We start from the raw sequence: 25,368 nt of genomic DNA, 5'->3' as shown, positions 1-25,368 counted from the left end.
TATTAACGTTCCCCGTAGTTCTGCTCGATCCAACTTTTATAAGCACCACTTTTCACGTTGTTAACCCAATTCTGATTGCTCAAATACCATTCCACCGTTTTACGAATGCCGCTTTCGAATGTCTCTTCAGGCTTCCAGCCCAGTTCAACGCCAATTTTATGCGCATCAATCGCATAGCGACGGTCATGACCTGGACGGTCAGCCACATACGTAATCTGATCGCGATAAGACCCCTCTTTTGGCACAATCTCATCCAGCAGATCGCAAATCGTATGGACCACATCCAGGTTCTGCTTCTCGTTATGGCCACCTATATTGTACGTTTCACCCGGTTCCCCCTGAGTGACAACGGTATAGAGTGCGCGAGCATGATCTTCTACATAAAGCCAGTCACGAATCTGGTCACCCTTGCCGTAAATAGGCAGAGCTTTACCGTCCAGTGCATTCAGGATAACCAGCGGGATCAGTTTTTCCGGGAAATGGTACGGTCCGTAGTTATTAGAACAGTTAGTGACAATAGTCGGGAAACCGTAGGTACGCAGCCAGGCACGAACCAGATGATCGCTGGAGGCTTTTGATGCTGAATACGGACTGCTGGGCGCATAAGCCGTGGTCTCAGTAAAGAGTGGCAGCTCAGTTGACGCAGGGTGCTCATCCGGATGCGGTAAATCACCATACACTTCGTCGGTAGAGATGTGATGGAAACGAAACGCTTTCTTCGCCTGCTCATCCAACGTTGACCAGTACGCACGAGCGGCTTCCAGCAGCACATAAGTGCCGACGATATTGGTTTCAATAAACGCTGCCGGTCCGGTAATGGAACGATCGACGTGACTTTCAGCGGCCAGGTGCATCACCGCATCAGGCTTATGCTTTGCGAACATGCGATCCATGGCGTCTTTATCGCAAATATCCGCATGCTCAAAAAAATAGCGGTCGCTATCGCTGACTTCACTAAGCGACTCAAGGTTGCCGGCATAGGTCAGCTTGTCCACGTTGACGACGTCGTCCTGGGTATTTTTAATAATATGTCGTACAACCGCTGAGCCGATAAAGCCGGCCCCGCCCGTCACAAGAATTTTCACGTTAACTGTTCCGTCTAGTGTATATGTCTGGATACTGGCGCTCTGAAAACTGAGAATTTATAACCAGTTTCAGAAAATGAGCACGCTACCGCCCCTGGCTTAACAGCTACCAGTGCACTGAGCGATGTTTGATTAAATGATTTTTCTTGTCTGGATACAGACAAAAAACTGGCGTTAATTGTCGTCCTAAACGACCTCAGAAACAAGCACAAATCGCTACAAAGCGGTCCAGATTTAAATCAGATAACTCTATGTAATCCTTTAATTTATAACAAAAAACGGCAGTCATCATTTTGGTTAGAGATCAACACACCAAAATAATGACTGCCGTTTGTTCAGGTCGAGACTGAAATATCAGTCGTTAGCCAGCAATTTCTCAATCCTGTTTCTGAACTTCGCCCCTTCCTTCAGGTTGCGCAGTCCATAGTTCACGAACGCCTGCATATAACCCATTTTCTTACCGCAGTCATAGCTCTCACCGGTCATCAGCATCGCATCGACAGACTGCTTCTTCGCCAGCTCGGCAATCGCATCGGTGAGCTGGATACGATCCCAGGCGCCTGGCTCGGTTTTTTCCAGCTCGGCCCAGATATCCGCATTCAGAACATAGCGACCCACCGCCATCAGGTCAGAATCCAGCGTCTGCGGCTGATCCGGTTTTTCGATGAACTCAACGATGCGGCTCACCTGCCCTTCAGTTTCCAGCGCTTCTTTCGTCTGAATTACGGAGTACTCGGAGAGGTCGCCTTTCATGCGCTTCGCCAGCACCTGGCTGCGGCCCGTTTCGTTGAAACGTGCCACCATTGCCGCCAGGTTGTATCGCAGCGGATCGGCGGACGCGTTATCAATAATGATATCCGGCAGCACAACGATGAACGGGTTATCACCCACCACCGGACGGGCACAAAGAATAGAGTGTCCCAGACCCAGCGGCTGCGCCTGACGCACGTTCATGATGGTCACGCCCGGCGGACAAATAGACTGCACTTCCGCCAGCAGCTGACGCTTAACGCGCTGCTCAAGCAACGCTTCGAGTTCGTAAGAGGTGTCGAAGTGGTTTTCTACCGCATTCTTGGATGAGTGCGTAACCAGGACGATTTCTTTGATCCCTGCAGCAACAATCTCGTCGACAATGTACTGAATCATTGGCTTGTCGACGATCGGCAGCATCTCTTTAGGAATGGCTTTTGTGGCGGGCAGCATATGCATGCCCAGGCCTGCTACCGGAATGACTGCTTTCAAATTAATCATTATTTCTTCCACCTTAAAATGGTTGACGAATTATAGCTCTTAAACCTGTTTTCGCCAGCATGATTTGCCGTAATCCTGAAGCAATGTTACGCCTTAGCATCACATATTTCTGTAGTTGTAATCTGATTCGATCGCGCTTATATGCCAGGAATCGTCTTAAAACAGATTATTGTCGATTATCTGTGCGGCAGCGCAAAGTTCAGTCTTTCCACATTCACCACCTGCTGGTCGACCCGGTCAATATCCACCGAGCTTTGCCCCTTCTCGTTCACAGCTTTGATGTTCGCCAGCGAAAGCAGCGTCTCGTCTTTCGCCATAAATTTACCTCGTACATCTTTGCGCAGATCGAAGTTGATCTTCAGGGCAGGACCCACGACGGCTTCCTGCATCACATTGATATTACGTAAAAAAAGATGCTGCGGCTTGTTGTGCAGTTCCAGCGTTGCGCGCTGCATTTCCACATTGGTAATCGCCACAAACGACGTCGCATTACCGGATGAAATCTGTATTCCGCGCAATTTATAGGCGAGCTGGCGGTTATCGAGATGAATATTATTGAGCTTGAAGTTCTGCGGGATGGACAAATAATCGCCTTTTATGACCCCATAGCCGATTAACATTCCCGCGCTGTTGACCATATCGACATTATCAATAATGAAATTATCACAGCCATAAATCGCCACCGTGGCGTTGTCTATTCCCGCCTTTTTACTGAAGTCGGGAGTAATATTTTTGGCCTTAATATTGCGGATAACAAAGTGTTTCCCGTTTTCCACGTGCACCAGCTGGCGACAGTTGCTGCCGGTGATGTTGGCCACCACGAAGTTCTTAACGGTTTGCTTTTCCGGGTAGTCGTTGTCGTAGGTGCTCCCGGCAAGGCCAATGCCGATGCCCCAGTTGATCTTGCCGTTAGTGCAGTTGATGTTGTCGATGACATGGTCGGAGATCAGGATATTGCGATCGTTGATGGCGACGTTCCATTCGATCGCATCGCCCTGCAGATGGCTAAATTTGCTGTTGGTGATGCGGGCGCCGTCCACCTGGTTATGGAACCCCTGGCGCAGGATGGCGTAGTTGGCCTGACTCACGCTGATGTTATCAATCACCAGATTGCGCATCACGCTCGGTTTCTTACCGCCGATGTAGATTTGCGTCACAGGGCCAAAACCGCTCATGGCCAGCCCTTTGATGACGCAGTTAGAGCCGCGAACGTCGAGCGTAATGTTCTCCGTGCGGCCAGCGCCTTCGCCTATCACTCTGCTGCCCTCCTGCAGCACAAAGCGGCCGCGGCCATTGCCGGTTAACGCCCCGCGGATCAGCAGCGTTTTACCGTCGGGAATGAAAATACCCGTGTTGATGTTTTCACAGGTCAGCCCGGCAGGGACAACGACCGTGTCCCCGTCATTAAACGCCTGCTTAAAGGCCGCGATCCAGTCGTTGTTATTGTACTGATTAACAGAGACCGTTCTTCCGCTCGCCGCCCGCGCAATGCGGGACGACAGCAGCGGCGTAGCCGCCAGAACGGACAGAGACGAGACAAAGGTGCGTCGGGTAATCTTTTTCAGCATACATCCTCGGCGTTACAACGTTTGCAGCAGGCTGGCTAACTGACGGTTAATCACCTGCTGGTTAAAATCGGCTTCAACTTTTTGTCGGGCATTATGGAGCACGGGCTCCAGCGCCTGCTGGTCGATATCGCTGAAGGCAGCTAACCGATCGGCGAGCGCCATGGCGTTATTCTCCGGCACCAGCCAGCCGGAATGGTCAGACTTAATCAGCTCCGGGATCCCGCTGTGAATGGTCGAGACCACAGGTATCCCGACGGCCATTGCCTCCATCAGCGCCACCGGAATGCCTTCCATATCGCCATCTGCCCCCGTGACGGAAGGCAGCAGAAATACATCTGCCTCATCGAGCATGGCCTTGACCTCGTGGCTCGGCTTGAAGCCCGGCATCTCTACGACATCTTCCAGCTGATACTGTTCGATCAGCGTGCGCAGACGACGCTCCCACGGCCCAATCCCGAGAATGCGGTAGTGGAAATCCACCCCACGCGCTTTCAGCTGGCGGCAGGCTTCAATCGCCACATGCAGCCCTTTCTTCTCGGTCAGACGCGCGACGGAGATGATCTGCAGCGGCTTGCCCGGCACTTTCACCGGACGGCGGGTAAAGCGCGTTAAATCCACGCCCATGCGCGAAACGGCAATTTTCTCTCCCGGGCAGCCCATGTTTTTCAGGCGTCCGGCCCACAGTTCGCTGATCGGCAGCATCATGTCGCCACGCCGGAAAAGCTGCTGGTATTCCGGCGTGTAGTGGTTCAGCACTTCGCGGCTGGAGATGTCGATACCGTGGAAAATGGTCGCAATTTTACCGTCAATTACGCCCAGTTCGCGCAGCTTCGCGGCGGTGACGCCTGCCGGGCCAAAGTGGGCGATAAACACGTCGGCACGATACGGCTGCGCCGTTTGCCCGCAGATGGCCGACAGGATCAGATTGCGTGATTCTGATCCATAGCGGGAGACATTCAGCGCCCGCCACGTCGACGCGCGATGGATCCCACGTAAGGTCTGGCTGGCGCGGTGGCGCAACTTACTCAGCTTCCCGGACGGCTCATCCTGCAGCCAGCGGGTTTTTGCCTCCAGCCCATACTGGGTATACGCCGCATGGGTATTTTGGGTATCGCCCTTTTGCAGGGCGATAATCTCCACGTCATATCCCATATCGATAAACGCGGTGATTTGGTTCAGAACAAACGTTTCGGACGACAGTGGAAATTTCAGTAAGAAGAAACCAACCTTCATTTCCCCTCCCGTACGCGATCGAGTACCGATTTCACCATTCCAATGCCCTTCTCGCGCTCGGCTTTCACCGCCACCGCCAGACGTTCATTGATAGCAGGCAGTTGGCCAAGCGTGTCCCCCACCATGGCGCCGAGCGATCCGTCCAGCAGGTGACGAATATCCACCGCCATTTCCGGCATACCGAGCTGCTGCATAATCCCGGCGGACTTGTGCTCATAGTTAATGGCAATGGCCGGCGTGCCAAAGTTCATGGAGATAATGGCCGAGTGCAGACGGGTGCCCAATGTCAGGTCGCAGGCGGAGAGCAGCTTGCCCATCTCCAGGTCGTTCAGTTCATCCATCACCACGTGATAACGTGACGGGTCATTGACCAGGTTGCGCAGGTTCAGCGCCACCATGCGGTCATCTTTGTTGTAGCTGTCGATACCGGTACAGGTGGACAGCGCCAGCACCTGGTACCCGCTGTCCAGCACGCGGTTCACCACGTCGGCGAACGCTTGCTCATACGCCGCCTGCGTCGTGCCTAAACGTTTATCGAAGGGCGCCAGCTCGCGCAGGGTAATCGCGACGGTTTTCTGTTTCGCCGCCACGTCGAGCCAGTGCTGCACCGCATAGCTCGGCTGGAAGCTGTCGTCCTGGTGATCCACCAGCCAGGCGGTATCCACGCCGTGCTCAACTTTTGACGTGTCAATCTCGCTGCGCTTCATCATCTCAAGGCTGACCGACTCGCGCAGGATCAGCGCGTCGCAGTGGCCGAAGACATAGTTTGCGAGCTGGTTAAACTGCGGATCCTGGAAAGGCCCCACGCTGTGGCCAATCATAAATAGCGGCTTTTTCGCCATGAACGTGCAGAGCGCATGCTCAAACTGCGGCACGCCGTAGAGATCGACGAAGAATGAACCGCCGACCTGGATAATGGCGTCATAGCCGGACAGCAGACGAACAAAGTCAGTGAAGCCCTGCGCGATGGCGATGTTGCGCAGCTTGCCGGTATCGGTCACCCGGGAAAGCAGCACCTGATGCTGGTAGCGACGACGCAGCACTTTTTTCACGCGGCCCATCACGCCCGCGGCGTTGTTGTGCTGTTTCATCTGGCTATAAAGCGGGTCGCCCATCACCGGGCGGTTCAGTAACCAGGATGAGCTGACCGGATAACGGCTCATCACGTCCACTTCGGTCTCAGGCTTAAGGGTGTTAATCGCATCCAGTAAACCGCGCAGGATGGCGCTGTCGCCACGGTTGCCGCAGGTATGGTTGCCAAGAATTAATAATTTCATAATGGCCTCTTAAAGAACTAGCCTGCGCGAAGCAGCGTTTTCATTTTTTCGTTACGGCAAAACTGGCGCTTCATCTCAACGACCAGCGCATTGCGAGAAAGTACGATCATCACGACGAAGGCCAGCGCCCCCGCGGCAACCTGCACCGCCAGCAGCGCGGCCAGCGGCAGATGGCCGCTGAGGATCGCACCCAGACCGTAGCTCACCGCCAGGGTCGGCAATGAGAGATAGAACGGCAGCCACAGGCTCAGGATGTACTGACGGTAGCTGGAGCCCAGCACCGGTTTAATCATGATGAAGTAGCTCAGGACGGTATTGACGATCTGCACCAGTAGGAAGCCCAGCGTCACGCCAATGGCGCCCGCCATGTGTCCGCCGACGATAATTGCCGGAATAAACAGGAAGGTTTTGAATACGTTGAATTTAAAGCTGATGTCCACGCGCGCTTTAGCCATCAACAGGGACCCAATCGGGTTCCCCACGGAGCGCAGCAGCCCTACCACGCACAGCAGCTGAAGGATCGGGATAATACCGTTCCACTTCTCGCCAAACACCAGCGGCACGAAGTTGCTGGATACCACCATCAGCCCCAGCAGCACCGGGAAGTTGATAATCCCCACCACCGAAAGCAGCTTGTAGAAATTAACGCGCAGCTTTTCGGTGTCGTCCTGAATCTTGGCAAACGCCGGGAACAGCACGCGGGTGATTATTGGGTTCAGCTTCATCGGCGGCACCACCGCGACGTTGTAGGCCAGGTTGTAGCCCCCCGCCACGCTCGCGCCGAGAATACGTGCCAGCACCAGCGTCGAAAGATTGGTGTTCACGTAGTTGATAATGCTGTCCGCCGTCAGCCACGCGCCAAAGCGCAGGTTGGACGAGACGGACGCAAGAGAGAAATGCAGTCCCGGGCGGTAAATTTTACGCCCAAAGTAGCCGAACAGCAGCGTGCGCACGGCAGAGTTCACCAGGTAACCGAGGATGGCGGTCATCGCCAGCGGCCAGAAATGGGCGCTCACGACGGTAAAGGTAAAGCCCGCCAGCACGGCGCTGGTCTCGATCATGCCGATCTTATTGAACTCCAGCTCTTTCTGCATCAGCGCGCGGAACTGCTGCCCATGGGGGATCACCACGAACGCAAACGACAGCGTACGCATCAGCGGGGCGAGATCCGGGTTGTGCAGCACGCTGGCGATGGTATCGCTCAGCAGGAACACCAGCACAAACACGAAAATCCCCAGCCCCACGTTCAGCCAGTAGAGCGTGGTCAGCTCAAGATGGCTGATCTCTTTGCGCTGGATAATCGAGTTGGCGATACCAAAGTCAGACAGCGTATCGGCCAGCGCAATGATCACCAGCGAGACGGTCAGCAGGCCGAACTGGTGATTATCGATAATGCGCGCCAGCACCGTCATCTGCACCAGGCCGAGGCCAATGATGACGATGGTCGCCATCGCTGACCACTTGGCGCCGCTGATGGTTTTTTCACGTAAGCTCATCTTAGTACGCCGCTTTGTTCACGAAACCTTTGAAAATGGTCAGAAAAACAATCTTGATATCGAACCAGAGGCTCCACTCGCGGATGTACTCCAGATCGAACTCGATGCGTTTTTCCATTTTTTCCAGCGTGTCGGTTTCGCCGCGCCAGCCGTTGATTTGCGCCCAGCCGGTGATGCCCGGCTTCACCTTATGGCGCAGCATGTAGCCTTCAATCAGCGAGCGGTACTGCTCGTTGTGCGCCACCGCGTGCGGACGCGGGCCAACAATCGACATCCCGCCGGTAAAGACGTTGATAAACTGCGGCAGCTCGTCCAGCGAGGTGCGGCGCAGGAAGTTCCCCACGCGGGTGACGCGCGGATCGTTCTGCGTGGCCTGGGTCACCACCTTGTCGTTCTCCATCACCTTCATGGAGCGGAATTTCCACACCATAATCGGCTTACCGTCCATGCCGTAGCGGGTCTGACGGAAGATAACCGGTCCTGGCGAGCTCAGCTTCACCGCGAGGGCAATGCAGCACAGCACCGGGGAGATGAGCAGCAAAATCAGCGAAGAGAGCACGATATCTTCCAGACGCTTCAGCACGCGGTTAATACCGGACAGCGGCGTGTCGTACAGCGGTACGACCGGCACCCCGTTCACCTCTTCAATACGGGAGTGAAGAATGTTGAAGGTAAACACATCCGGGATCAGGATCACTGAACAGGTGGTATCCGCCAGCTCGCGCATCAGCTGCTTAATGCGGGATTCGTCTTTCATCTGCATGGCGATGTAGACGTTGTGAATTTTGCCGGCTTTGGCATCGTCAATCAGCTGATCGTAGTTGCCCGCCCAGTCGGCAGGCACGCCGCCAGGCTTTGCGTCGTGATAAATCCCGACCACTTCAAAGCCTAACCATGGCTCTTTGCGGAAGCTGTCGAGCAGCACTTTCCCAACCGGCAGATCGCCTGCCACCGCCACGAAGCGACGGTTATAGCCCCGGTTGCGCAGCCAACCCGCGCCAAAGCGGATCAGGGAACGGCACACCACCATGCCGACGCTGGTCAACAGATACCAGCTCAGATAGGTCACGAGGCGATTATCAAAATCATGGCTAAATGCCACCAGGCCTGCGCTGAAGATCAGGCTCAGGGTCCAGTTCTGCAGCAGCAGCATCAGTTCAGTGGTCATTTTGACGCCGCGCCACGAGCGGTAGAAATCGGTCATACCGCCGATCATTTGAAACACGACCAGCGCAATCAGGGCCATCAGCAGATGCATATATAAGAACGGCAGCCCGCTGATCCGACACACCGCCCACAATCCACCGACCATGATGGTGATATCAGAAAAACGCTGCACCATAGAGATTAACGATGCATTCGTTCTCGCTCGTTCGCGTTTTTTTAGATTCGTCATCGTTGTTCCTGTATTCGGTTCCCCCTCCCACCGGGAGGGGCAGTTATTACTGATTCAACAGCGCCAGAATGTCCTTCGTTCGGGCTTCCATGAGCGCGGTGTCAGCGCGGGACTCCACGTTCAGGCGCACCACCGGCTCGGTATTGGACGAGCGCAGGTTAAAGCGCCACTGCGGGAACGCCATGCTGATGCCGTCGGTACGGTCAATTTCCAGCGCGTGGATGGCAAAGTGCTGCTCCACGCGGGCAATCGCCTCGGCAGGCTGTGCCAGCTTGCTGTTGATCTCTCCGCTCGCCGGGAACGCCGCCATACGGTCGCGCACCAGCTCGCCCAAGGTTTTCCCCTTCAGGCACAGCAGTTCAGTCACCAGCAGCCACGGGATCATCCCGCTGTCGCAGTAGGCAAAGTCACGGAAGTAGTGGTGGGCGCTCATCTCGCCGCCGTAGATGGCGTCTTCTTCGCGCATGCGCTCTTTGATGAAGGCGTGACCGGTTTTGGACATCACCGGCGTGCCGCCTGCGGCAGAAACCACGTCGACGGTGTTCCAGGAGAGGCGCGGGTCATGAATGATCTTCGCGCCAGGGTTTTTCTCGAGGAACGCTTCCGCCAGCAGGCCGACAATGTAGTAGCCCTCGATGAACTGCCCTTTCTCGTCGAACAGGAAGCAGCGGTCAAAATCGCCGTCAAAGGCGATACCCATGTCCGCGCCGTGTTCAATCACCGCGTTGCGGGTGTCGTCACGGCACTCCGGCAGCAGCGGGTTAGGAATGCCGTTCGGGAAGTTGCCGTCCGGGGTGTTGTGCACTTTGACGAAGGTCACCGGCACGTTCAGTGCTTTAAAGCGCGCTTCAAGGGCATCGACCACCGGGCCAGCCGCGCCGTTGCCGGAGTTAATCACCAGCTTCAGCGGCTTCAGGTTTGCCACGTTGATGTAGCCCAGCAGGTGGTCGATGTACTCTTTCTGCAGGTTGATTTTTTTGTAGCTGCCGCGCTTCGCCTCGTTCACCGGCGGGAAATCGTTGGCTTCCGCCAGACGCTGCACGTCGCGCAGGCCGGTGTCGCCGCTGATAGGACGGGCGCCCTTGCGCACCAGCTTCATGCCGTTGTAATCCATCGGATTGTGGCTGGCCGTCACTTCAATACCGCCGTCCACGCCCAGGTGGAAGGTGGCAAAGTAAATCTCTTCGGTTCCGGACAGGCCGATGTCCAGCACGTCTACGCCCGCGTCCTGCAGCCCTTTCGCCAGCGCCAGCTTGAGGGATTCGCTGGTCAGACGCACGTCACCGCCCAGCACGATGGTCTGCGGTTTTAAGTATTCGCCGTACGCGCGGCCAATGCGCCACGCAATGTCTTCATTCAGCTCTTCGCCCAGCTTGCCGCGAATATCGTAGGCTTTAAAACAGGTTAATTTATCCATGATGACCCCTTTTTCAGGCAACAGTCGGTCCTGACCACTAAATGGCCAAATTAATTTTTTTGTCATTCGTAGGCCCGGTAAGCGCAGCGCCACCGGGCATGATGCAGAGAGCTACACTCGCCCGTAGCGGTCCTGGAAGCGCACGATATCGTCCTCTTCCAGATACGAGCCGGAGCGCACCTCAATTAAGTCGAGAGGAATTTTCCCCGGGTTCTCCAGACAGTGCGTCGCCCCCAGCGGAATATAGATGGACTCGTTTTCGCCCAGCAGTTTCACTTCACCGTCAATGGTGACTTTGGCGGTTCCCGCGACCACCACCCAGTGCTCGGCGCGGTGATGGTGCATCTGCACCGACAGCCCCTCGCCCGGCTTCACGGTGATGCGTTTCACCTGATAGCGGTCACCGGCGTCAATGGAGTCATATTTGCCCCACGGACGGTAGACTTCGCGATGAATGTGGTGCTCGTGACGGCCATCCGCCTTGATCTTCTCCACCACTTTTTTAACGTCCTGCACGGCGTTACGGTCGGCAATCAGCACGGCATCTTTGGTCTGGACCACAACAAGATCTTTTACCCCAACCGTGGTGACCAGGCCGGACTCGGCGTAGACGTAGCTGTTTTCCGTTTTGTGGCTAATGACATCGCCGTGATGGACGTTACCCTCCGGGGTATGGGCGCTGATCTCCCACAGGGAGGACCAGGATCCAACATCGCTCCAGCCCGCATCCATCGGTACCACGACGGCGTCAGCCGTGCGTTCCATTACCGCATAGTCAATGGACTCTTCCGGACAGGCGAGGAAGGCCTCTTCATCCACGCGGATGAAGTCGAGATCCGGATCCACCACAGCCATCGCTTTCTCGCAGGCGCTCAGAATATCCGGGCGATATTTGCGCAGCTCTTCCAGATAGCGTCCGGCGCGGAACAGGAACATCCCGCTGTTCCAGTAATATTCCCCGCTGGCGACATACGCCTGCGCGGTTTCCAGATTCGGTTTTTCAACGAACTGCGCCACGTCAAACGCCACGCTGTCGCCTTCACCCGGCGTCACGTTGCCGCGACGGATGTAGCCGTAGCCGGTTTCCGGCAGATCCGGCACGATACCGAAGGTCACCAGCTTACCGCTCTCAGCGTAAGGAATGGCCGCACGCACCGCGTCGCGGAAGGCCTCTTCCTGCTGGATCACGTGGTCTGCCGCCAGCACCAGCATCAGCGGGTCACAGTCCGGGCTGCTGCGTTTTGCCGCCAGCGCCGCCAGGGCGATAGCCGGTGCGGTATTGCGTCCGGCAGGCTCCAGGATGATATTTTCTGTGAGTTTGTTCAGCTGGCGCAGCTGCTCGGCAACAATAAAGCGGTGCTGTTCGTTACAGATCACCACCGGGCTTTCACACTCCACGCCGTGGAGACGGTTTACCGTCGTCTGCAGCATGGTGAGATCCCCTTTCAGGCAGAGGAACTGTTTTGGATAGAGCACGCGGGACAGCGGCCACAACCGGCTACCAGAGCCACCAGCCATCACAACCGGATACAAAGTGGTTTGACTCATGATTTATCCCCGTATATCTGCAATAAATTGGCTCAGCACGTTCTCTTTCTCGAGTGTGCGTTCGGCATATTCACGTGCCACCGTGTTCACTTTTGGCATGGCAAGTGCCTGTTCAATGCCGGTGACCAGCGCCGGAACCGATTCCGGCTCTACGCACACCGCAATCCCCGGATAGCTGTCACACAGCTGGCCTAATTCAGTTTCGGCTTCGGCCGTAATCACCGCGTTACCGCCCACGGCCAGAATGTTGGTCAGCTTGGACGGCAGCACCGCGTCCGCCGCGCCGCGCTTTTGCACCACCAGATGGCAGTCGCCCATCTTCAGCAGCGCAGGCAATGCCTCGTAAGACTGAAGCGGGAAGAATTTCACGTTGGTCAGGCCGCGTTCGCTGACCATTTTTTCCAGCCGCGCTTTTCCACCGCCCTGCCCGACAATCACAAACATCCATGGATGTTCGTTCAGCAGTTGAGCCGCCTCGATCACGCTCTCCAGCCCCTGCTTTTCGCCGATATTGCCTGAGTAAAGAATGATTTTTTGATCTTCAGGCAAACCGAGCTGCGCGCGCAGCGCCTGAGCGTCTTGCTCAGTCACGTCGCGAAAACGCGCCACTTCGGACCAGTTCGGGAAGAAGATCACCTTCTCCGCCGGGACGCCTTTCTCCTGCGCTTTGTTCATCATGGAGCGCGAGATCGTTGAGACGTAGTCCACGTTGTGTAAGCCACTGCGCTCAAACGCGCTGGCGAGCTTCGCCACCTTGCCGCCTTTGCTTTTGCCTGCCATCCCCAGGCCCAGCATGGCGTCCACTTCATAATCCTGAATGTGCAGCAGGGTGCGCGCGCCGGAGAGTTTGCCCAGCAGGCGCATGCCCGGCGTGCAAAACAGCGTCGGCACCACGCCGATAATGCGATCCGGCTTCCAGCGACGCTGCGCCATCAGCGGGAAGAAGCTGCTCAGGGCAAAGCTGCCGAGATGAATCAAGCGCTTCAGCGTCGAGGGCTGCTTAGGCACATACAGCGGGCAGCGCCAGACGGTCGCTGCACCCTCTTCGCGACGGTAGCGCCAGCTTGAGTAGCGCTCCCCCACTTTCCACTCCGGGTAGTACGGCGGCGCAGTAATGACCCGCACGTCATGTCCCTGGCTCGCCATCCACTCGACCATCTCGCCGGTGTATTTCCCGATACCGGTTAATTCCGGCGAGTAGTTGATTCCGTATACGAGGATCTTCATAAGCCCGGCACCCCGGACTGACGTTCAGCGAGGAAATAGGCACGGCTGTTGTCATGCACATTGTCGCTCGCCAGCAGCGCCTCTGGCGTCTGCCAGCGGTAGTCGTCATGCTGAGAATCAGGCAGACGCAGGTCTGCCTCACTCACCTTCAGGCGGAACCCCAGCACGATGTAGTGCGTGGAGAACCCGGTGCCCGAAAAGTTATCGTCATAGAAGTGCTGCCAGACCCCGTAAAACTGGCCCGCTGCCATCGGCAACTGCAGGCCCAGTTCCGCCAGAGTGAGACGCTCAAACGCATCGGTCAGCGTCTCATCCTTTTGCACGCGCCCGCCGGGCACGAACCAGAAGCCCTGTGCAGGACGGTTGGTTCGTTTCCCCAGCAAGAACTCGCCGCGTTCGTTCTCCACGATCAAATCAATTGAGATGAGCGGAGTGGAACGCACTACCGTGGCAAAATCTTCCTGACTTAAAAACATCGTTACCCCCGGAAGCGATGCTGGTTTTCCAGGAACCACTGATAGGTGCTGGCCAGCCCCTGCTCCAGTGACACCTCGTGATACCAGCCCAGCTGATGCAGACGGGTCACGTCCAGCAGTTTGCGCGGCGTGCCGTCCGGTTTCGTGGCGTCAAACACCACGCGGCCTTTGTAGCCCACCACCTGCGCGATGGTCTGCGCCAGCTCGCGAATGGTGCAGTCCACGCCGGTGCCCACGTTGATGTGCGACAGCATCGGCTCGGTGTTCTCCTGCCACACCTCGCGATCCAGCTCCATCACGTGAATGCTGGCCGCAGCCATGTCGTCCACGTGCAGGAATTCGCGCATCGGCGTACCGCTGCCCCACACCACCACATCCGGCGCATTCTCGGCGGTCGCCTCGTGGAAGCGGCGCAGCAGCGCCGGGATCACGTGCGAATTGCTCGGGTGGAAGTTGTCGTGCGGTCCGTACAGGTTGGTCGGCATTACCGAGCGATAGTCGCGGTTGTACTGACGGTTGTAGGACTCGCACAGCTTGATCCCGGCAATTTTGGCAATCGCGTACGGCTCGTTGGTGGCTTCAAGCGTGCCCTGCAGCAGCTCGCTTTCAGCGATGGGCTGTTTTGCCATTTTCGGGTAAATACAGGATGAGCCGAGGAACAGCAGCTTGTTCACGTTGTGCAGATGCGCCGCGTGAATGATGTTGCTCTCAATCATCATGTTTTCGTAGATGAAATCCGCCGGGTAGGTGTTGTTGGCAACAATGCCGCCCACCTTCGCCGCCGCCAGATACACCTGGTCAATACGTTCGTTTGCAAAGAAGTCCTGTACCGCACGGCTGTCGAGCAGGTTCAGCTCGTCGCGCGTGCGGACAACCACTTCGACGTCACCGCGCTGTTCGAGCTGGCGAACAATCGCGGAACCCACCATTCCGCGATGACCGGCGACAAAAATACGTTGTTTTGTCATTCTCAGGACTCCAGCGCGATGGCAACCTCGTAGCCATGAGACTTGAGCAGGGAGTGTTTTTTCGCTGCTTCAAGATCTTTGGCTACCATCTCGGAAACCATCTCCTGCAGAGTGGTTTCTGGTTTCCAGCCCAGCTTCTCGTGCGCTTTGGTTGGGTCGCCCAGCAGGGTTTCCACTTCAGCAGGACGGAAGTAGCGTGGGTCAACCTGCACAATCACGTCGCCTGGCTTCACGCCCGGTGCGTCATGGCCGGTCACGGAAACCACGATGCCCTTCTCTTCCACGCCGGTGCCTTCGAAGCGCAGCTTGATGCCCAATTGAGCGGCAGCCATTTCGACGAACTGACGAACGGAGTACTGCACGCCGGTGGCGATCACGAAGTCTTCTGGCTGTTCCTGCTGCAGCATCATCCACTGCATTTTCACGTAGTCTTTGGCATGGCCCCAGTCACGCAGGGAGTCCATGTTGCCGAGGTGCAGGCACGATTCCAGACCCTGCGCAATGTTGGCGATTGCGCGGGTGATTTTGCGGGTCACGAAGGTTTCGCCGCGACGTGGAGATTCGTGGTTGAACAGAATGCCGTTACAGGCGTACATGCCGTAGGATTCACGGTAGTTCACGGTGATCCAGTAGGCGTACAGTTTCGCTACCGCGTACGGAGAACGTGGGTAGAACGGCGTGGTCTCTTTCTGTGGGATTTCCTGCACCAGGCCGTACAGCTCAGAGGTGGATGCCTGGTAGAAACGGGTTTTCTTCTCAAGACCCAGGAAGCGGATCGCTTCCAGCAGACGCAGGGTACCCATGGCGTCCACGTCAGCGGTGTATTCCGGAGACTCGAAGGAGACCGCAACGTGGCTCATCGCGCCCAGGTTGTACACTTCATCCGGCTGCACTTCCTGCAGGATACGGGTCAGGTTGGAGGTATCGGTCAGGTCGCCGTAGTGCAGGTGGAATTTCGGGTTCGCCGCGTGAGGATCCTGATAAATATGATCGACACGTTCGGTGTTAAATGAAGACGCACGACGCTTAATACCGTGTACTTCGTAACCCTTTTCCAGCAGTAACTCTGCCAGGTAAGAACCATCCTGCCCGGTAACGCCGGTGATGAGAGCGACTTTAGACATGTTTATATTCCTCTACTTATGAATTTAATCAGTTTCAACGCGTTCGCGTATCACCACTGCGGGGTTGCCACGACAAATTTTATTTGCCGGTAGCGATTTAAAAACGCTGCTGCGGGCACCGACTACCGTGCCATCGCCAACAGAAACACCCGGTGCAACAAAAACATCCGTTGCCAGCCAGCATTTTTCACCGATCACAATAGGCGAAGCGGTAATATCAAAATGCTGACTCATAAAGTCGTGGCTGCCGGTGCACAAATAACATTTCTGTGAAACCACCGAATTCGCGCCAATCGTAATCTCGCCCAGGGTATATAACACCGCGTCATCCCCTACCCAGGCGTAATCCCCAAGTGTTAATTTCCAGGGATAGGTAATTTTCACCGAAGGACGAATGACTACGTTTTTTCCTATTTTTGCGCCAAACAGACGCAATAAAAATGCTCGCCAGCGGTACAGTATTTGCGGTGACCAGGCAAATAGGGTGGACTGAACCGCCCACCATAGCTGCACTTTAATACCGCCCGCCCCCCGAAAACCTTTCGGTACGGAGAAACCGTTCAGATCCTGCATTACGTTTCCTTATATTCAGGCTTTGTTATATAAGGCTTTCGTTTTACTCGTGGTACGCACGCGTAAAAAATAAGATAATTCCGCCCAGAATCCCGGCACGCGTAATATTTTACGCTGCACGTTTTTGGCATCCTGGCACAACTCCAGATTATTCGAGGTTGACACACCCCCCATTGAAAACTCAGATACCAGCCCTTTAATTCGGCGGAACGGGTAACCTGACTTATACAGACTGGCGGCCAGTGCATAATCGGATGACACTTTATACTGCAAATCGTAAGGCTGTTTTTTCAGACCTTTTACCGGGAAGAAAATGGCCTGATGGCTGGCCGGTAAGCTGTGGTAGATATACCAGCCCGGCTTCGCGCTGCGGCACACTTTATGTCCGTCGCCAAAATCAAGCAGCGCATCGCCAATATACATGGCGTCCTCTTTCTGGCGCGCCAGCTGACGGGCAAACAGCGCCACGTCGTCATGGAAGATATCACCCGAATTCAGGAAGATGGCATAACGGCCTTGCGCCATGTTAATGCCTTTGTTCATTGCATCGTAGATGCCTTTATCTTTCTCGCTGATGTAGCGTAAGTTGAACTCACCGTTGAGTTTTTCCAGAAACTCTGCCGTGCCATCGTTCGAGCCGCCGTCGACCACAATCCACTCAAAGGTGAGGCTTGGATCGCGCGCCAGGTTGCGCAGCGAGCGCCAGGTTTTTACCACCCCTTCGTAATTACGAAAAGCGACAGTAATGACGCTAAGAAACATAAATCACCTCATTTCGTCATACGTGCGTAATATTAAGCGCTTTGCGCAGAATAAACGGACAGACAATCAAGAAAGCATATTCCGGGCTAAATATTGACCCGGTAAAAAACAGCGACACCGGCGTAAACAGATAAAGTTGCACGCGAAAGTTCTGGTTATCACCAAACGCGTTAATCATCATTTTGAAAACTTTAAACAGATACCACAGCGTCAACAGTACGGCGAACCACGAAAAATAAATAATTAACAGATACAGACCATTGTCTATGGTTTTACCGACATCCGCACCGTTAAAGATTCCGAATGATGCAACATATTCGTAAAGTGAGCCGAATCTTACTACACCATCAATATGGGTTAAGGAATAACCCACCATCACCAGTGGTCCAATGATGCGATAATAGGACGAGGATCCTTCCGTTCCCAAATCACCCAGACGTTCTGAGATGTAGGGGAAGGCAAATATCACGCCCACCATAAATACCGTCAGGGAGATAATCGCCAGCGGCAGTTTTTTCTTAATCGCATCTTTGTTCAGGTACTGAAACGCCCATTCCAGCAGGTAAAACAGGATAAATGTCATTACCCCTGAGAACGATCCAGACAGAACGATTCCTGCAAGAATCATAGCATCGGTCTTAGGCGTTTTGATACCAAACTGTTTGATGCTGAGCCAAATTGAGATTAACGCCAAAGCGAAAAACGCCGGTTCAAAATAGAGGGCCGTGGTACGCTTCCCGCCGAACTTGATGAAGTTCAATACATAGCTGTTGCTGTAAATGAGATATTTCGAAATTATCTCCATCAGGCTGCTGCCGCCGGTGAGAATAATTTGCGCCATCTCCATAGCAGCAAGCATAACAATTAACGCAACGGCAATATAAAAGAACCTGAGGATTTTCCGATAATTGTGCGGAGAAATCGTTTTAAAGCGAATACTCCAGACCATGCCGATAATAATGACAATATAAACAAACAGCATGGTCGAGGTGACGTATTTACTGGCATCCAGCGACTGGCCGAAGATATAGTTAAACAGCGTCAGACCCGTACCCAACCCTAAGGCAATCATCAGCTTCTTCAGGTTGATTTTATCGACATACAGCAGAAGCAGAACGGGCAAGAAGGTGACGATGGTTATCGGGAAGCTTTCGCCGAGCTGGGCAATCTTAACGTTGACCAGCAGGTAAATCAGCGGCAGCAGCAGATAACTACAGATTCTGATAGAACGAGACATACTCCTCCAGCATCTGTTGTCCACTGTAGGCCTTGCGGCTGCGGTTGCGGAACGATTCCAGGTCGGTGCCAAAAACGGCCTGAGCGATCTGCGCCTTCGGCAATTGCACCAGCGGCAGAACCTCCTGCTCCGCAAAAGTTTTCCCGCCGGATTTTTCCAGCACCTCACGTGCCGCATCGCTGTGGGTGGCAATCACCGGCACGCCGATGGAGAGCGCTTCACAGAGGATCAGCGGGTAGTTATCCACGCGGGAGCTGAACACCAGCGCATCCATTTCATTCAGCGCGCTCATCAGCTTGCGCTTATCGGTTTCAAACCCGTGGTTGACCACGTTAGCCCCTTCGAACGGTGAAAATTTGCCGAAGGTGTGAAGCTCAATTTTGTCACCCAGCGCCATCATGTCGCGCACCAGCTGCTGGTTGGTTTTCCCGTCGTAACGCAGGTCATGCGCAACGATAGCGATTTTCGGTTTGCCCGTGGTTTGCGCCACCGGCGTCAGGTCGGCGAGAATGGCTTCCGTCGCCACGTCGATGCCGTTGTTAATAATCTGGCAGCGCCCTGCCCCGTACAGACTGTTGAAGGCATCGGCCACGTGCTGGCTCGGGGAGATAAACGTACAGCCGAGCGAGAGCATGTCGCGGAAAAGCTGGCGCTTTCCGGCCACCAGCTTGTGCGCGCGATCCACCTTCACCGGCGGATAGTTGCTCAGCGTCGGGCATTTCTGGCAGTTGTTTTTCCAGCCTTCGCAGCCGTCGGTAAACGCGCAACGGCCGGTTACGCTCCAGTGATCGTGCAGCGTCCAGACGAAGCGGGTGTCGGGCTTGTGGGCCTGCACCTTCTGGCAAAACGCCACCACCTCTTCCAGATTGAGCCAGTAGCTGTGCAGCACGTGAAAATGCAGCACAACCGGGCCGGTAGTGCGGGTCACCGTGCGATAAAGCGTATTCAGGTTGCCAAACAGATCGCGGTTAAACAGACGGAACAACGCAATGTTGGCAATCGAGGTCAGGCGCGGCGTGTGCTTATGCACCTGCGGGAAGTTATCGTGACTGACGCTTTTCTTGCCGCCCTTGCCATAGCCATAAATAAAACGAGACTGAAGTCCTTTTTGCAGCGCGCGCTGGTGTAGATCCAGCGCCACCCCTGCCGCTCCGCCTTCTGCGAGGCGTACGTTAAATTGCAGAATATTCATTTAATCACCTTCACGCGGGCTTTTTCTCCCACCACCAGCGCGTTATCCGGAATGGTGTCCAGCACCACGCTGCCCGCACCAATCGTGACGTTGTTACCAATCGTAATGTCGCCAATGATCACCACGTTCGCGCCCAGCTCGACGTTATTGCCAATGACCGGGCAGGCCAGGCTGTCTGGCCCACGGTTGCCAATGGTCACCCCATGGCGGATGGTGAAATCATCCCCGGCGACCACGAACTTGTTGATCACCACCGCATAGCCGTGATGGATGGTAAAGCGACGGCCAATGGTGGCAGCGGCCTGAATTTCATAGCCAAAAAAGCATTCGGTAATGATGCGGTACAGCACCAGCACGGGGGCCGCCCAGATGTTGTTCAGGATATTTTTCTTACGCCACACCGAGCAAAAATGCGCGATGCGGTACGCCAGAACCATGCAGCAAGGACGCAGGCTCCAGCTGTTAGCGCGGCAATCTTCCAGAAACATTATTTCCCCCGAAGTCCATCAGCCAGGCGCTTGCCGTTACGTATGGACAACAGCGTCAGCAGCGTGCGCCAGTTCATGCGCTTATTGCGGATCTGATAGAGGGTAAAGAGCTGATATTTACGGCTGGCACGGTCAAACTTGTCCTTGTGCTTGCGGTAAAAATGGAAGTAGCCCGAGAACTTCTTCGGCGACGAGGTGATCTGCATCTCCCCGTGGTTGATGTGCAGGATCTGCGTGGCCTCTTCCACTTTCCACGGCTCGCCATACTCCACCACCATCCGCAGGAAGATGTCGTAATCCTGCGCGGCCTTCAGTTCGGTATCGAACAGGCACTCCTTGAAGCGCCACGCCCAGGTGAAGACCTGGTTACCAATGATGTTGCGCTTGTAGAACAGGCGTCGAGAGTACGGTGATTTCGGATAGAGCGGCAGGCTGGCAGGCTGCGAGTACACCTCGCCCTGACAGACATAGTCGTTGGCATACAGGAACGCGTGCGTGACCAGCTGCTCTTTATGCGACAGGAAAATAGACAGGCGGTTCGGCGTCCATTCGTCATCGTCGTCGATGCCGGTCAGATACTGACCTTTGGCCTGCATAATCGCCTGATTTCGTACAGCGCAGGCGCCGGAGTTAATCTCGTTGTGGGTATAGACCACCCGCGGGTCGTTGAGGTCAGTCACGAATTTTTGCAGCTGTTCATACGAGGAAGAGCAGTCATCAACGATGATCAGCTCCCAGTTATCGTAATCCTGACGTAACACCGACTTGATTGCGCGGATCGCCAGCTGCTGACGATTCCATGTCGGCATATAGATTGAAACTAAAGGGCGTTGTGTGGTCATGATCTTCCCCTGATCCCTCACCCCGCCCCTCTCCCCTCGGGAGAGGGTTAGGGTGAGGGGGATTGTTATTTGCTGTCAGACTTATATTCGTACTCGTAATACCCGTAATCCTGGTACCCGGTCGCACGGCGGAAGATGGAGTTCAGGATCACCCCTTTCACCTCAATCCCGTTCTGCTCGAAGCGGCTCAGGCTGGTTTCCACCTCTTTCAGCGTATTCACCGCGTAACGCGCCACCATCAGCGTCGTACCCGCATGGCGCCCCACAACGGCAGCGTCGGTCACGGCGAGAATCGGCGGCGTATCGATCAGCACCAGGTCGTAGTTTTTGCTCGCCCACTCCACCAGCTCGGTAAAGCGTTCGCTCATCAGCAGCTCGGACGGGTTAGGCGGTACCTGACCACGTGGGATCAGGTCAAATTTCGGCACGGTAGTCGGTTTTGCGCTCTGGCTGATGTCACCTTTGCCAAGCAGGATCTCCGACAGACCGTTGACGTTATTGGTGCCCAGCAGCTCGTGGGTGTAGCCCTTGCGCATATCGCAGTCGATCAGCAGCACGCGCTTGTTGGTCTGGCTAACGACCGCTGCCAGGTTGGCGCAGACGAAAGTTTTACCGATTGACGGGCTAACACCGGTCAGCATCAGGACGTTGTTTTTAGCCTGCATCATGGCGAAGTGCAGACTGGTACGCAGGCTGCGTATCGCTTCAATCGCCAGGTCGGTTGGGTTACCCACCGCCAGCAGCTGGCTCTGTTTGTAACGCTTAACGCCTTTGATGGTTTTGACGCTGTCACGGGATTTTTGCCACTCAGACAGCGGAATGCTGGCATAGACGTTGATACCGTTCTCTTCCAGCACCTGCGGGCTTTCGATACCGCGGTTGAACAGCGAACGCAGCAGCACGCCAACGATGGAGAGCATCAGGCCGAGAATAATGCTGCCGAGAATGATCAGCGCTTTCTTCGGCTTCAGCACGCCAGGCTGGGTAATGGCCGGGTCGACGATGCGCACGTCACCCACGGTGCTTGCCTCGGTGATTTTCAGCTCCTGCTGCTTGTTCAGCAGCTGCATATAAACCTGCTGTCCGGACTCCACGTCGCGGGTCAGACGCACGATCTCCTGCTGGGTTTTCGGCATCGCGGTCACGCGGTCATTGAGCTTCGCCTTCTCCTCTTCCAGCGTGCGGCGTTTCTCCAGCAGGGTGCGGTAGGCCGGGTGGCGTTTGGTGTAAAGCTTGGAAATCTCCGCCTCTTTGAAGGTCAGCTCGTTAAGCTGCGCATCAATATTGACCATCGAATCGAGGACCGATTTCGCCTCCAGCGGCAGGTCGACAGAGTCTTTATCCTGGCGGTAGGCGTTCAGCTTGTTCTCGGCATCATCCAGGCGGGCGCGCACTTCCGGGAGCTGTTTCGACAGGAACGCCAGGCTTTTCGCCGCTTCAGCCGACTTACGCTCAACGTTCTGCTCAAGGTAGTTGCGGGTAATGCTGTTCAGGATGTCGCGGATCTGATCCTTATCTTCCCCGGTAAAGGTCATGCTCAGCACGCCGGTGTCCTTACCGTTTTCGGTGACGGTCAGGTTGTTTTGCAGGTTGTTGATCATCCCCAGCGTGGAGAATTTGGTGACGGTAAACTCCCCGCCCTCCTGGGCGTTGATCGCACTGACCATCATGCTGACGCCGTCTTTGCTCAGCATCTGTCCGACTTCACCTCGCGCGCTAAAGCCCGCGTCGCTGGTCAACTGATACTGTTTCGGGCCAAGCACCGTCAGGGTAAAGGTCTGATCGGCTGCCCCTTTTGGCAGCACGAAGTCAGTGACCTTCACCGTGTCGTTGCTTCTGCCCATCAGCCGATCCCAGCCCGCACCAAAGATTGGGAAGGTATTTTTGGTGACGGAGATATCGAGCCCAAGGTCGTGAACCGTTTTACCCAGCACCAGACGTGACTGGATGAGCTGGATTTCAGCGTCAGAGGCCGGCGGCTTGTTCGCCAGCGCGGAGCCAATGTCCTGCACCAGCGAGTTACCGGTATTCTGCTCGATCTGCACCAGCGCATCGGCGCTGTAGATAGGGGTGGCGAACAGCGTATAGACGACGGCCGCCGCGGCAAACACGGCGGTAATGCCCAGCACCCACCACTTTGCCTCGATAACCGTGCCAACCAGGCGCCCAATATCAATTTCATCACTGCCCGAAGTCGGGGCGGCAGAAGGTTTTGTTTTTTCTGTCATTGTTATCCCTGCTGAGCTTTCAGTGCCTGCGCCCACTGTTGGGCAGACTGGTCAAGTAAGGTGTAAACCGCCTCGAAAGCCTCATGGCTTTTGCGATATGGATCGGGGATTTCACGTTCATTGTCCCAGTGTCCAAACAGCATCACCTTACCGCGCATCTCCGGAGCGATATCGCACAGCGCTTGAATATGGCGTTTTTCCATCGCCAGAATCAGGTCATACTCACGGCACATGCGGCCAGTGACCTGGCGGGCAACATGCCCGTCGAGAGAGAGGTGATGGTCCCGCGCCACGCTCATTGCGCGCTCATCGGCACCTTTACCGACCAGTGCACCCAGCCCTGCCGAATCAACGGTCAGTTCGGGCTGGTAGTGTTTCAACAACCGTTCAGCCGTAGGGGAACGGCAAATGTTCCCCACGCATACCACCAGAATTTTGTTAAACATCGCGGATTACCAGGTATGAATGTCGCGCGCCGTATCCGTCATGTAGCGAACGCCACTGATGGTTGGCAGCAACTGGTTGATCAGACGGTTCCAGCGGGCAACCGGTGCGGTAGTGACATACACCACGTCGTATGGCTGGAGACGGAACTCCGTCGCCATCACCAGAGAGGTCGCATCGGACATATCCAGCTGGTAGATGTTGGCAATCTTGCCTTTCGCGCTGCCCTCACCTTTCAGCGGACGGATCACGAAGATACCGGTCGCGTTAGAGGTCGTCAGATCGATACCCTCAGCATTGCCCAGCGCTTCGGTCAGCGTCATACCGCTGAAGTCCATCTTGAGGGTGCTCTGTTTCTTCACTTCACCCATCACGAAGACTTTAAGATCGTCATTGCGTGGTACATAGAGGATGTCGCCCGGATAAAGCAGGCGGTTCTGGGTCAGATCGCCGTTTTGCATCAGCGCCTGCAGCGAAATGCGCTGCTCTTTCCCGTTGTGGGTCAGTACCACGTTGCGCCAGTCGGCGCCGTCGGTTAACCCGCCTGCGGCGTTAATGGCGTCCAGCACGGTCAGAGGAACGTTGGTGATGGCCTGCTGACCAGATTTGTTCACCTGGCCGGAGATATAGGCTTTTTGCGAGCGGAATGCGGCGATATTAACGTCCACCTGCGGATCGGCGATGTACTGCGCTAAGCGGCCGGTAATATCACTGCGGATCTCGGCAAGCGTTTTCCCTGCTACATGGACTTTACCAATGTAGGGATAGAACATGGTGCCATCTGACTGCACCCAGTTACCGGTGTCGCTTGAGCTACGGTACTGGCCCGCTGGCGTGGTCAGTTCGGGGTGATCCCAGACGGTCACGTTAATGACGTCTCCAGGCCCTACGCGATACTGGTAGGAAGCAATTTCCTGGTCCAGTGACATATTTGGCTGGGCAACGTTTGGACGTGGGCGTAATTGTTCGACCAGACGAGGCGTAAGTGGATAAACATTCACCATTTTGTCGAGATCAAAATCGGCATCCTGTTGCTTGATCACATCCTTGCCCATTGTAGACATATTGCTTCCGGGAAAGACCGTGCAACCGCTCATCAAGGTCACAGACACCAATAATGGCATCAATTTCATTTTGGAGTTCATCATTGATTATTTATCACTTTGGCAGAGTAATTATCCTGTGCAATTTAAATACGTGTGAATCTAAAATGCATTAAGAATGTAGCTAATTAAATAAAAATATAAGTGGCATCATTCCTAAAAAAACGCTATTTGGCCAGTCACTGTTGACAACGTAATCATGGCCCACCCACACACATTCAGGCACGCTACCGCCCTTGGCTTCCAGCTACCAATACGCTATAACACAATGAATTACAGGCAAAAAACCGCAAGAATTTTTTGCTGGTGAAATAAATGAAGCATTCAAAATACGCAGGCACTATTTCGTTAATCGCCCAAAAAAAACATCAATCCTTAACGGGAGATATCCTTTTTTAGGCTAATAATCTTGTAACAGTTAATCCCAAAACAG

At 55.1% G+C, this 25,368-nt stretch carries 22 protein-coding genes; all 22 read right to left on the bottom strand.

Annotated features, from left to right (window positions below):
* Positions 1–2: 2 nt before the first annotated feature.
* The 22 genes from rfbB to ACHH0Z_RS01680 all read right to left on the bottom strand — a co-directional run bounded on the left by rfbB (position 3) and on the right by ACHH0Z_RS01680 (position 24,980).
* Positions 3–1,085: a dTDP-glucose 4,6-dehydratase gene (gene rfbB / locus ACHH0Z_RS01785; protein WP_044596698.1), complete on the bottom strand. Its 1,083-nt coding sequence runs from the start codon at positions 1,083–1,085 to the stop codon at positions 3–5.
* 354 nt (positions 1,086–1,439) lie between these two features.
* Positions 1,440–2,336, bottom strand: a complete 897-nt coding sequence (gene galF, locus ACHH0Z_RS01780; RefSeq protein ID WP_032652665.1) for a GalU regulator GalF — start codon at positions 2,334–2,336, stop codon at positions 1,440–1,442.
* A 176-nt stretch (positions 2,337–2,512) separates the two neighbouring features.
* Positions 2,513–3,904 carry a colanic acid biosynthesis protein WcaM gene (wcaM, locus tag ACHH0Z_RS01775; RefSeq protein ID WP_045407600.1) on the bottom strand — a complete coding sequence of 464 codons (1,392 nt, stop codon included), beginning with the start codon at positions 3,902–3,904 and terminating at the stop codon, positions 2,513–2,515.
* A gap of 12 nt (positions 3,905–3,916) precedes the next feature.
* A complete protein-coding gene (gene wcaL / locus ACHH0Z_RS01770) occupies positions 3,917–5,137 on the bottom strand; it encodes a colanic acid biosynthesis glycosyltransferase WcaL (RefSeq protein WP_023344505.1) in 1,221 nt (406 codons plus the stop codon).
* Entirely contained in the window at positions 5,134–6,414 is a 1,281-nt protein-coding gene (wcaK, locus tag ACHH0Z_RS01765) for a colanic acid biosynthesis pyruvyl transferase WcaK (RefSeq protein WP_045407602.1), read from the bottom strand. Before wcaK ends, wcaL begins: the two co-directional genes overlap by 4 nt.
* Positions 6,415–6,431: 17 nt before the next feature.
* Positions 6,432–7,910, bottom strand: a complete 1,479-nt coding sequence (wzxC, locus tag ACHH0Z_RS01760; protein ID WP_032646471.1) for a colanic acid undecaprenyl disphosphate flippase WzxC — start codon at positions 7,908–7,910, stop codon at positions 6,432–6,434.
* 1 nt (position 7,911) lies between these two features.
* Positions 7,912–9,306, bottom strand: a complete 1,395-nt coding sequence (wcaJ, locus tag ACHH0Z_RS01755) for an undecaprenyl-phosphate glucose phosphotransferase (protein WP_008499429.1) — start codon at positions 9,304–9,306, stop codon at positions 7,912–7,914.
* 46 nt (positions 9,307–9,352) lie between these two features.
* Positions 9,353–10,723, bottom strand: coding sequence for a colanic acid biosynthesis phosphomannomutase CpsG (gene cpsG, locus ACHH0Z_RS01750; protein ID WP_032622651.1), 1,371 nt, complete (start codon positions 10,721–10,723; stop codon positions 9,353–9,355).
* A gap of 111 nt (positions 10,724–10,834) precedes the next feature.
* Positions 10,835–12,271, bottom strand: coding sequence for a mannose-1-phosphate guanyltransferase (gene cpsB / locus ACHH0Z_RS01745; protein ID WP_021241455.1), 1,437 nt, complete (start codon positions 12,269–12,271; stop codon positions 10,835–10,837).
* A 3-nt stretch (positions 12,272–12,274) separates the two neighbouring features.
* A complete protein-coding gene (wcaI, locus tag ACHH0Z_RS01740) occupies positions 12,275–13,498 on the bottom strand; it encodes a colanic acid biosynthesis fucosyltransferase WcaI (RefSeq protein ID WP_021241456.1) in 1,224 nt (407 codons plus the stop codon).
* A complete protein-coding gene (locus ACHH0Z_RS01735) occupies positions 13,495–13,974 on the bottom strand; it encodes a GDP-mannose mannosyl hydrolase (RefSeq protein ID WP_008499425.1) in 480 nt (159 codons plus the stop codon). The genes wcaI and ACHH0Z_RS01735 overlap by 4 nt, the downstream gene beginning before the upstream one ends.
* Before the next feature lie 2 nt (positions 13,975–13,976).
* Positions 13,977–14,942 carry a GDP-L-fucose synthase gene (locus ACHH0Z_RS01730; protein WP_013097874.1) on the bottom strand — a complete coding sequence of 322 codons (966 nt, stop codon included), beginning with the start codon at positions 14,940–14,942 and terminating at the stop codon, positions 13,977–13,979.
* Positions 14,943–14,944: 2 nt separating this feature from the next.
* Positions 14,945–16,066 (bottom strand): GDP-mannose 4,6-dehydratase, encoded by a 1,122-nt coding sequence (gene gmd, locus ACHH0Z_RS01725; protein WP_003863514.1) that lies wholly within the window; start codon positions 16,064–16,066, stop codon positions 14,945–14,947.
* A gap of 24 nt (positions 16,067–16,090) precedes the next feature.
* Entirely contained in the window at positions 16,091–16,639 is a 549-nt protein-coding gene (gene wcaF / locus ACHH0Z_RS01720; RefSeq protein WP_023293849.1) for a colanic acid biosynthesis acetyltransferase WcaF, read from the bottom strand.
* A gap of 15 nt (positions 16,640–16,654) precedes the next feature.
* Complete coding sequence (gene wcaE, locus ACHH0Z_RS01715; protein WP_008499420.1) at positions 16,655–17,401, bottom strand: colanic acid biosynthesis glycosyltransferase WcaE; 747 nt, start codon at positions 17,399–17,401, stop codon at positions 16,655–16,657.
* A 16-nt stretch (positions 17,402–17,417) separates the two neighbouring features.
* On the bottom strand, positions 17,418–18,638 hold the full coding sequence (gene wcaD, locus ACHH0Z_RS01710; protein ID WP_008499419.1) for a colanic acid polymerase WcaD: 1,221 nt from the start codon (positions 18,636–18,638) through the stop codon (positions 17,418–17,420).
* Complete coding sequence (gene wcaC, locus ACHH0Z_RS01705) at positions 18,613–19,830, bottom strand: colanic acid biosynthesis glycosyltransferase WcaC (protein WP_023293848.1); 1,218 nt, start codon at positions 19,828–19,830, stop codon at positions 18,613–18,615. Before wcaC ends, wcaD begins: the two co-directional genes overlap by 26 nt.
* Positions 19,827–20,318 (bottom strand): colanic acid biosynthesis acetyltransferase WcaB, encoded by a 492-nt coding sequence (wcaB, locus tag ACHH0Z_RS01700; RefSeq protein WP_008499417.1) that lies wholly within the window; start codon positions 20,316–20,318, stop codon positions 19,827–19,829. The genes wcaC and wcaB overlap by 4 nt, the downstream gene beginning before the upstream one ends.
* Complete coding sequence (wcaA, locus tag ACHH0Z_RS01695; RefSeq protein ID WP_021241458.1) at positions 20,318–21,160, bottom strand: colanic acid biosynthesis glycosyltransferase WcaA; 843 nt, start codon at positions 21,158–21,160, stop codon at positions 20,318–20,320. Before wcaA ends, wcaB begins: the two co-directional genes overlap by 1 nt.
* Positions 21,161–21,225: 65 nt before the next feature.
* Complete coding sequence (wzc, locus tag ACHH0Z_RS01690) at positions 21,226–23,388, bottom strand: tyrosine-protein kinase Wzc (protein ID WP_008499415.1); 2,163 nt, start codon at positions 23,386–23,388, stop codon at positions 21,226–21,228.
* Between the two features lie 2 nt (positions 23,389–23,390).
* Entirely contained in the window at positions 23,391–23,834 is a 444-nt protein-coding gene (gene wzb / locus ACHH0Z_RS01685; RefSeq protein WP_021241460.1) for a low molecular weight protein-tyrosine-phosphatase Wzb, read from the bottom strand.
* Between the two features lie 6 nt (positions 23,835–23,840).
* Positions 23,841–24,980, bottom strand: coding sequence for a polysaccharide export protein (locus tag ACHH0Z_RS01680; RefSeq protein ID WP_008499413.1), 1,140 nt, complete (start codon positions 24,978–24,980; stop codon positions 23,841–23,843).
* Between the last annotated feature and the right edge of the window lie 388 nt (positions 24,981–25,368).

The sequence above is a fragment of the Enterobacter cloacae complex sp. 2024EL-00227 genome (genome assembly GCF_043945315.1).
GTDB lineage: Bacteria > Pseudomonadota > Gammaproteobacteria > Enterobacterales > Enterobacteriaceae > Enterobacter > Enterobacter roggenkampii.
The sequence above is the reverse complement of the archived record's forward strand: the minus strand, read 5'-3'. Positions and strand labels throughout refer to the sequence as shown.